This is a genomic window from Amycolatopsis sp. NPDC024027, from assembly GCF_040638975.1.
Classification (GTDB): domain Bacteria; phylum Actinomycetota; class Actinomycetes; order Mycobacteriales; family Pseudonocardiaceae; genus Amycolatopsis.
The window spans coordinates 37420-46598 of the sequence record NZ_JBEZYY010000039.1 but is presented as its reverse complement, the minus strand read 5'-3'; the positions used below and the strand labels follow the sequence as shown (position 1 = coordinate 46598).

The window sequence follows — 9179 nt, the reverse complement described above, 5'->3', positions numbered from 1 at the left end:
CCGGCGGTGGGCCACGGAAGCCGGGGGCGGGCGGCGCCGGCCCGGGCGGGCGCCGGCGGAAGCTGTGCGGCGGGGGCGGCCGTGGGCCGCGGAAGCTGAGGGCGGGCGGCGAGTCCCGGCGATGGAGGCTGTGGGGTGGGGCCGGCGGTGGGCTGCGGAAGCGGGGGGCGGGCGGCGCCGGCCTGGGCGGGCGCCGGCGGAAGCTGTGCGGCGGGGCCGGGCACGGGTGGCCGGAGCTGGGTGGTGGCGGCGAGACCCGGCGAGGGAAGCTGAGCGGCCGGGCCGGCCGCGGGCCGCGGAAGCCGGGTGGCGACGGCGGGACCCGGCCTCGGCGAGCGTAGCTGTGCTGCGGGGGCGGCCGTGGGCCGCGGAAGCTGAGGGCGGGCGGCGAGTCCCGGCGGCGGAAGCTGTGAGGTAGGGCCGGCGGTGGGCCGCGGCAGCCAGGAGCGGATCGCGCCGGCCCGGGCGCGCGCCGGCGGCCGGAGCCGGGTGCCGGCCGGGCTCGCGGGGTGCCGGCCGTGCCGTGGGCGGGTCACGCTCGCCTCCTCCTTCACCATCGGGACGCCCCCAGGTCCCGCGAAACCGCCCGCGCCGCGTCGCGGACGTGGCCCAGCAGCCGGACGCTCGGGCTGCCGTCCGGCTCGCAGATCCGCTCCACCGCGCCGGACACCCCGAGCGCGCCGACCACGATGCCGCCGTGGCCGCGGATCGGGGCCGCGATGCCGGCCTCGCCCGAGATCATCTCGCCGTTCTCCGCGGCCCAGCCCGCCTCGCGGACCTTGGCGCACGCGCGCTTGATCGCGGTCTGGGTGACCAGGGTCCGGCGGGTGTAGGCCTCCGGTTCGCCGGTGCGCAACGATGCCACGAGAGTCGTGTCGTAGGCCAGCAGGACCTTGCCCAGCGCGGTCGCGTGCAGCGGCAGCAGCGTGCCGACGTCGAGGGTCTGCAGGCTGTCGTCCGGCCGGAACACGTGGTGCACGACCAGCACCCGGCCTTCCAGCGGCGCGCCGATCCGGACCGCCTCGCCGCTGCGCGAGGCCAGGGCGTCGGCCCAGTTGATCGCCCGGGAGCGCAGCTCGTTGACGTCGAGGTAGCTCGTGCCCAGGTGCAGCAGCGCCGCGCCGAGCTGGTACTTGCCCGTGTCGCGGTCCTGCTCGACGAACCCGACGCCCTGCAGCGTGCGCAGGATCCCGTGCGCGGTGCCCTTCGCCAGCTCGAGGGCGTCGGCGATCTCGCCGACGCCCAGACGCCCCGAGCCGCGCGCCAGCAACCGCAGGATCGCGGCGGCGCGCTCGATGGACTGGATCGGACCGGGCACGGCGCGACCCTACTGTACCGATCGTTACCAATCCGACCGGCAGTCACGGCGGAACAGGCCCCCGTTGAGCAAGTTCGCTCCAGTTCGTGTCCGCCTGCTTTCGGCCGGATTGGTAACCTGACCGGCCCAGATTCGACAATGTCGAACATCCACTCCGGCCGTTCGACAATGCCGACCGCCGTCCGTTGACCGGCCTGAAATGCGAACTTAACTTCACTCCACCAGTAGGGGGACAAGGTCCTTTGTGGAGGAAAGCAATGGTGCGAAGCCTCAAGGCCCGCGGACTCGGCGGCGAGATGGCCGCCGAGTTCGTGGGAACGATGATCCTCATCCTGTTCGGGTGTGGCGTGGTGGCGCAGGTGGTCGCCGCGGGCATCGGGGACCACGACAGCATCGCCTGGGCCTGGGGCCTCGGCGTGACGCTCGGTGTTTACGTCGCTTCGCGGATCAGCGGCGCGCACCTGAACCCGGCCGTGACCATCGCCTTGGCGGTGTTCAAGGGCTTCGAGTGGCGCAAGGTCGCCCCCTACGCCCTGGCCCAGACGGCCGGCGCGTTCCTGGCCGCGATGCTGGTGCGGTGGAACTACACCGAGGTCCTCAACGCCAAGGACCCGGGCCTGACGATCAAGACCCAGGGTGTGTTCTCCACCCTTCCGGGTAACGGCACGCTTCCGGTGGGTGACTGGGGTGCCTTCCGCGACCAGATCATCGGCACCGCGATCCTCGTCCTGGTGATCTTCGCCATCACCGACCTCCGCAACACCTCGCCGGGCGCGAACCTGGCCCCGGTCGTCGTCGGCTTCCTCGTCGTCGCCATCGGCATGGCCTGGGGCACGAACGCCGGGTACGCGATCAACCCCGCCCGCGACTTCGGCCCGCGCCTGGCCTCCTGGCTGACCGGCTACGACACGGCGTTCACCGACCAGTACGGCTTCCCGTACTGGTGGATCCCGATCGTGGCGCCGGTCATCGGCGCGGTCATCGGCGGCGCGATCTACAAGTACCTGATCGAGCGGCACCTGCCCGCCGGGGACCCGCTGGACGCCATGCCCGCCAAGGACTTCGAGCCCGCCAACTGAGTAGGAGCACGACCATGCCGGACTTCGTCGGCGCCGTAGACCAGGGCACCACCAGCACCCGCTTCATGATCTTCGACCACGGCGGCAACGAGATCGCCCGCCACCAGCTCGAGCACGAGCAGATCCTGCCCAAGCCGGGCTGGGTCGAGCACGACGCCACCGAGATCTGGGAACGCACCCGCTCGGTCATCGCGACCGCGCTGAACAAGGCGAACCTGACCGTGGGCGACCTGGCCGCGCTCGGCATCACCAACCAGCGCGAGACCACCGTCGTGTGGAACCGCCGCACCGGCCGCCCGTACCACAACGCCATCGTCTGGCAGGACACCCGCACCGACCGGATCGCCTCCGCGCTCGAGCGCGAGGGCAAGGGCGACGTCATCCGCCGCAAGGCCGGCCTGCCGCCCGCCACCTACTTCTCCGGCGGCAAGCTGCAGTGGATCCTCGAGAACGTCGAAGGCGTGCGCGAGGACGCCGAGAAGGGTGACGCGCTTTTCGGCACCACGGACTCGTGGCTGATCTGGAACCTCACCGGCGGCCCGGACGGCGGCGTCCACGTCACCGACCCGACCAACGCCTCCCGCACCATGCTGATGGACCTCGAGACCCTCGACTGGGACGACGAACTGCTGTCGTTCTTCAACGTCCCGCGGCAGATGCTCCCGGCGATCCGGCCCTCGTCGAACCCGGGCTTCGGCACCACCCGCGCCGACGGCCCGCTCGGCGGCGAGGTCGCCATCACCGGCGTCCTCGGCGACCAGCAGGCCGCCACCGTCGGCCAGGTCTGCTTCCGGCCCGGCGAGGCCAAGAACACCTACGGCACCGGCAACTTCCTGCTGCTCAACACCGGCCAGGAGCTCGTCCGCTCGAAGCACGGACTGCTCACGACCCTGTGCTACCAGTTCGGCGACGACAAGCCGGTCTACGCGCTGGAAGGCTCGATCGCGGTCACCGGTTCCGCGGTGCAGTGGCTGCGCGACCAGCTGGGCATCATCAGCGGTGCGTCCCAGAGCGAAAGCCTGGCCCGCCAGGTCGAGGACAACGGCGGCATCTACTTCGTCCCGGCGTTCTCCGGCCTGTTCGCGCCGTACTGGCGTTCGGACGCCCGCGGCGCGATCGTCGGCCTCACCCGCGCCACGACCAACGCTCACCTGGCCCGCGCGACCCTGGAAGCGATCTGCTACCAGACCCGCGACGTCGTCGAGGCGATGCAGAACGACTCCGGCGTGACGCTGGACGTGCTGCGGGTGGACGGCGGCGTCACGGCCAACGAGCTGTGCATGCAGCTGCAGGCGGACATCCTCGGCGTGCCGGTGTCGAAGCCGGTCGTCGCCGAGACCACCGCGCTCGGCGCCGCCTACGCGGCCGGGCTGGCCGTCGGGTTCTGGAAGTCGACCGACGAGCTCGAGCAGAACTGGAACGAGGACAAGCGCTGGACGCCGTCCTGGAGCGACGAACAGCGCGCCGAGGGCTACGCGGGCTGGCAGAAGGCCGTCGGGCGCACGCTCGACTGGGTCGACGTGCAGTGACGATGAGGAGGAACACCGTGACCCCGCTTTCCCCGCAGTACCGCGCGGAAACGTTGCGGAAACTGGTGAACGAAGAGGTCGACGTGCTCGTCGTCGGCGGGGGAGTGACCGGGGCCGGCGTCGCGCTCGACGCCGCGTCCCGGGGGCTGTCGACCGCGCTGGTCGAGGCCCGCGACTTCGCCGCCGGCACGTCCAGCCGGTCGTCCAAGCTGATCCACGGCGGCCTGCGCTACCTGGAGCAGCTGGACTTCAAGCTGGTGCGCGAAGCGCTCAAGGAACGCGGGCTGCTGCTGCAGACGCTGGCCCCGCACCTGGTGCGGCCGGTCAAGTTCCTGGTCCCGCTGCAGCACCGGGTGTGGGAGCGCGGCTACATCGGCGCCGGCGTCACGTTGTACGACACCCTCGGCGGCGCCCGCGCGCTGCCGCGGCACCGGCACCTGTCGAAGCGGGGCGCCTTCAAGGCGGCCCCGGCGCTCGCGGACGACGCGCTGATCGGGGCGATCCAGTACTACGACGCCCAGGTCGACGACGCCCGCCACACGATGACGATCGCGCGGACGGCCGCCGAGCAGGGCGCTTCGGTGCTCACGCGGGCTCGCGTCACTTCGCTGCTTCGCGACGGCGAGCGGGTCGTCGGGGCGAAAGTCGTGGACCGCGAGAGCGGGATCGAATTCGAGATCCGCGCGCGCACCGTGGTCGCCGCGACGGGGGTGTGGAGCGACGACATGGCGGAGGCGGCCGGGATCCCCGCGCCGTTCACCGTCCGCGCGTCGAAGGGCATCCACCTGGTGGTGCCGCGCGAAAAGATCGACCTCGACACCGGGCTGATCCTGCGCACCGAGAAGAGCGTGCTGTTCGTCATCCCGTGGGGACGGCACTGGATCGTCGGCACCACCGACACCGAGTGGGACCTCGACCGCGAGCACCCGGCGGCGAGCCGCGCGGACGTCGACTACGTGCTCGAACACCTCAACGCCGTCCTGCGCACCCCCGTGACGCACGACGACATCGAGGGCGTCTACGCCGGACTCCGCCCGCTGCTGGCGGCGAAGGCGGCCGCGACGACGAAGCTGTCGCGGGAGCACGCGGTGGCGCACCCGGTGCCGGGCCTGGTCATCGTGGCCGGGGGCAAGTACACGACGTACCGGGTGATGGCCGCGGACGCGGTCGACGTCGTGGTCGAGGAGCTCGGCCGCCCGGCGCCGCCGTCGTGGACCGACCGGCTCCCGATCGCCGGCGCCGAGGGCTACCACGAGCTGTGGGCGGACCGGTTCGGCGTGGCCGCGAAGGCGGGGCTGCCGCTGGCCCGCGTCGAGCACCTGCTGCAGCGGTACGGCACGCGGATCTGGAACCTCCTGGAGCTGATCGAGGAGGAGCCGTCGCTCGGGGAGCCGATCACGGAGACGTCGGAGTACCTCCGCGTGGAGGCCGTCTACGCGGTCTCCCACGAGGGCGCGTTGCACCTGGAGGACGTGCTCACGCGGCGGACGCGCATCTCGATCGAGGAGCGTGACCGCGGTGTCGCGGCGGCGCCCGTCGTGGCCGGGCTGATCGCCCCGCTGCTGGGCTGGGACACGCACCGGACCGGCCGCGAGGTGGCCAACTACCTGGCCCGGGTGGAGGCGGAGCGGTCGGCCCAGGAAGCCCCGGACGACGCGGCGGCGAACGCCACCCGCCTCGCGGCCCCGGCGCTGCTGCCGGGCTAAACCGGTCACCGCCGTCGCGCGTGAACACCCCGGAACCGACCTGAAGGGGAGGAACAGGGATGTTCAGAGGTGTTCTCGCGACGGCGGCGGTGGCGCTGGTGCTCACCGCGGTCCCGGCCGGTGCGGACGAACCGGTCGCCCCGGTCGACCTGGGCACGCTGCCCGGGGGACTGACCAGCTACGGGGATTTCGTGTCGAACGACGGAACGGTGTTCGGGATGGCGTTCGACAAGGCGAACAACCCGCGCGGGGCCCGGTGGGACGCGGCCGGCCGGATCACCGAGCTGCCGCCGCAACCGGGCTACACGTCGGTCGTACCCGCCGCGATCACCGAGGACGGGGTGGCGCTCGGGGACTCGATGCTGGCCATTGAGTCCGCCGGGCGGGCGACGCTCTGGGGCGCGTCCGGGGTGCCGGTGGACCTGCCGCCGGTGCCGGGCTACCCGTCTTCCAGCGTGGCCGCGAGCAACGCCCACGGCATCGCCGTCGGGTATTCCTACGGCGCTTCGGCTTCGGACACGGCGGTGAAGTGGGACACGACCCGGGGCACGGTCACGGCCCTCGGCTCCGGCCGCGGCTTCGCGATCAACGACGCGGGGGCGGTCCTCGGTTCGGACCAGGGGGAGTCGAAGTACTGGGACCCGGCTGGCAACCTCGTGCCGTTGGAAGGCGGCGGCACGCCCGCCGACCTCGACAACGCGGGCACGGTCGTCGGCTCGAGCGGCGTCCACGCCGCGAGGTGGGATGCGGCGGGACACCTGACCGTGCTCGACACCACGTGGAAGTCCAGCACGGCGGCGGAGATCGGCGCGGACGGGACGATCTACGGCACCGTGGAGGCGGGGGACGGCATCAGGCACCTGGCCCGCTGGAACACGGCCGGGCAGCTGACCGTGCACCCGAACCCGGACGGCGCGTGGACCCGGTTCACCACCGCGAACGACACGGGCAGCGCGCTCGTGGAAATCGGCGGCGCGGAGTTCGTGTGGGGGCCCGGCGGCGGGCTCACCGCTCTGCGGCCGCTGACGGAGTACGCCTGGTGCGGCGCCGATGACCTCAACGACCGCGGCGCGGTCACGGGCGGCTGCACGGTCCTGAGCCGGAACTTGCACGCCTTGCGGTGGGACCTGCCGTTCATCGGCACCTGGTGAGCACGCCCAGCTCGGTGAGCACGTACCGGGCGTTGGCCGAGATGACCGCGTTCGTGTGCCGGTAGTACGGCAGCTGGATCACGGCCATCGACAGCGCCCGGCCGCGGCCGCGGGCCCAGGTGGCGTCGTCGGGGGCCACGGCGTCGCGGAAGGTGGGCCTGGTCTCCGCGGTCAGCAGGTTCCACGCCGGGATCAAGTCGGCCGCCGGGTCGCCGAGACCCGCGGTCGCCCAGTCGAGGACCCCGGCCAGCCGGTCGTCGCGCAGCAGGAGGTTGCTCGGCATCAGGTCCCCGTGCACCCAGCACGGCGGGCCGGTCCACTGTGGAGCGTCGAGCGCCTCGGACCAGGCGGCGTGCGCCGCGTCGGCGTCGAAGGCCTCGTCGGTGCGGCGCAGCTCCTCGATCGCCCCGCGGGTGGCCGTGTCCACGGTGGACAGCGGTCGCCCGCGGGAGGCCGGGGGGCCGTCCGCCTGGTGGGCCCGCAGCGCGAGGACGAACTCCGCCAGGCCGTGAGCCGCGCGGTCTTCGAAAGCCGGTGAGCCGTCGAGCCAGCCGTGCACCGCCCACGGCCACGGGTACCCCTGGGCGGGTTCGCCGACCGCGACGACGGCCGGGACCGCCACCGGCAGCTCACCGAGGGTGCCGAGGACCCGGCGTTCCTTCGTGATGTCGTCGGCGCCGCCCGCGGTGAGCGGCAGCCGGACGGTCAGCGAGCTGTCCAGGCGGTACACCGCGTTGACCGTGCCGCCGGAGGGCAGGGGAGTGACCGGCAGGTCCGCCCACTCCGGGAACTGGCCGCGCACCAGCCGTCGGACCAGCGCTGTGTCGATGGCGTGCTCGTCGGCGTGCATGCGGCCCATGTGAGCACCGAACCACGCACGTCAACGGGGTTTTCGTGAGCCGGAGCACCCCGGATTGCACGACGATGCATCGCCGTGCATAATCATTCGCATGTCCAAGGTGCTCACTTCCCTGCCCGTCGGCGAGCGTGTCGGTATCGCCTTCTCCGGTGGCCTCGACACTTCCGTAGCGGTCGCGTGGATGCGCGACAAAGGCGCGGTCCCCTGCACCTACACCGCCGACATCGGCCAGTACGACGAGCCCGACATCGATTCGGTGCCCGGGCGCGCCGGCCAGTACGGCGCCGAGATCGCCCGGCTGGTCGACTGCCGGGAAGCACTGGTCGAGGAGGGGCTCGCGGCGCTGACGTGCGGCGCGTTCCACATCCGCACCGGCGGCCGCAGCTACTTCAACACCACCCCGCTCGGCCGCGCGGTCACCGGCACGCTGCTGGTGCGCGCGATGCTCGAGGACGACGTCCAGATCTGGGGCGACGGCTCCACCTACAAGGGCAACGACATCGAGCGGTTCTACCGCTACGGCCTGCTGGCCAACCCCTCCCTGCGCATCTACAAGCCGTGGCTCGACGCGGACTTCGTGACCGAGCTCGGCGGCCGCAAGGAGATGTCCGAGTGGCTGCTCGCGCACGACCTGCCCTACCGCGACAGCACCGAAAAGGCGTACTCGACCGACGCCAACATCTGGGGCGCCACGCACGAGGCCAAGTCGCTGGAGCACCTGGACACCGGCATCGAGATCGTCAAGCCGATCATGGGCGTGGCGTTCTGGGACCCCGAGGTCGAGATCCCGGCCGAGGACGTCACGGTCGGCTTCGAGCAGGGCCGGCCGGTGACGATCAACGGCAAGGAGTTCGCCACCGCCGTCGACCTCGTCCTCGAGGCCAACGCCATCGGCGGCCGGCACGGGCTCGGCATGTCCGACCAGATCGAGAACCGGATCATCGAGGCCAAGAGCCGCGGCATCTACGAGGCACCGGGCATGGCCCTGCTGCACGCGGCCTACGAGCGGCTCGTCAACGCCATCCACAACGAGGACACCCTCGCCAGCTACCACAACCACGGGCGGCAGCTCGGCCGGCTGATGTACGAGGGCCGCTGGCTGGACCCGCAGGCGATGATGCTGCGCGAGTCGCTGCAGCGCTGGGTCGGCACCGCGATCACCGGCGAGGTCACCCTGCGGCTGCGCCGCGGCGAGGACTACTCGATCATCGACACGACCGGCCCGGCGTTCAGCTACCACCCGGACAAGCTGTCGATGGAGCGGACCGAGGACTCGGCGTTCGGCCCGGTCGACCGGATCGGCCAGCTGACCATGCGCAACCTGGACATCGCCGACTCGCGGGCGAAGCTGGAGCAGTACGCGAGCCTCGGCATGGTCGGTGGCTCGAACCCGAAGCTGATCGGCGCCGCCCAGGCCGCGTCGACCGGCCTGATCGGCGCGATGCCCGAGGGCGGCGCGGAGGTGATCGCCTCGCGCGGCAAGACCGACGACGTCGAGCTGCTCGACAACGCCGCGATGGAGTTCGGCACGGACTGA

At 72.1% G+C, this 9179-nt stretch carries 7 protein-coding genes; 5 read left to right on the top strand and 2 right to left on the bottom strand.

Going from position 1 to position 9179, the window contains the following annotated elements; genetic code table 11:
- Nucleotides 1-550: 550 nt before the first annotated feature.
- A complete protein-coding gene (locus AB0F52_RS48125; RefSeq protein WP_360186208.1) occupies nucleotides 551-1318 on the bottom strand; it encodes an IclR family transcriptional regulator in 768 nt (255 codons plus the stop codon).
- 257 nt (nucleotides 1319-1575) lie between these two features.
- Here AB0F52_RS48125 and AB0F52_RS48120 point away from each other — a divergent pair, with 257 nt between their 5' ends.
- From AB0F52_RS48120 to AB0F52_RS48105, 4 genes are read left to right on the top strand one after another with little or no spacing between them, the layout of a single operon-like run.
- A complete protein-coding gene (locus AB0F52_RS48120) occupies nucleotides 1576-2397 on the top strand; it encodes an MIP/aquaporin family protein (RefSeq protein WP_360186205.1) in 822 nt (273 codons plus the stop codon).
- A gap of 14 nt (nucleotides 2398-2411) precedes the next feature.
- The gene (gene glpK / locus AB0F52_RS48115) at nucleotides 2412-3926 is read left to right on the top strand and encodes a glycerol kinase GlpK (RefSeq protein ID WP_360186203.1); all 1515 of its coding nucleotides are present in this window, start codon (nucleotides 2412-2414) and stop codon (nucleotides 3924-3926) included.
- 2 nt (nucleotides 3927-3928) lie between these two features.
- Complete coding sequence (gene glpD, locus AB0F52_RS48110; RefSeq protein ID WP_360186200.1) at nucleotides 3929-5632, top strand: glycerol-3-phosphate dehydrogenase; 1704 nt, start codon at nucleotides 3929-3931, stop codon at nucleotides 5630-5632.
- 59 nt (nucleotides 5633-5691) lie between these two features.
- Nucleotides 5692-6783 carry a hypothetical protein gene (locus AB0F52_RS48105; RefSeq protein WP_360186197.1) on the top strand — a complete coding sequence of 364 codons (1092 nt, stop codon included), beginning with the start codon at nucleotides 5692-5694 and terminating at the stop codon, nucleotides 6781-6783.
- Here the strand turns inward: AB0F52_RS48105 and AB0F52_RS48100 are convergent.
- Entirely contained in the window at nucleotides 6767-7642 is an 876-nt protein-coding gene (locus AB0F52_RS48100) for an aminoglycoside phosphotransferase family protein (RefSeq protein ID WP_360186194.1), read from the bottom strand. The genes AB0F52_RS48105 and AB0F52_RS48100 overlap by 17 nt on opposite strands.
- A gap of 91 nt (nucleotides 7643-7733) precedes the next feature.
- Here AB0F52_RS48100 and argG point away from each other — a divergent pair, with 91 nt between their 5' ends.
- A complete protein-coding gene (gene argG, locus AB0F52_RS48095; protein WP_103339106.1) occupies nucleotides 7734-9179 on the top strand; it encodes an argininosuccinate synthase in 1446 nt (481 codons plus the stop codon).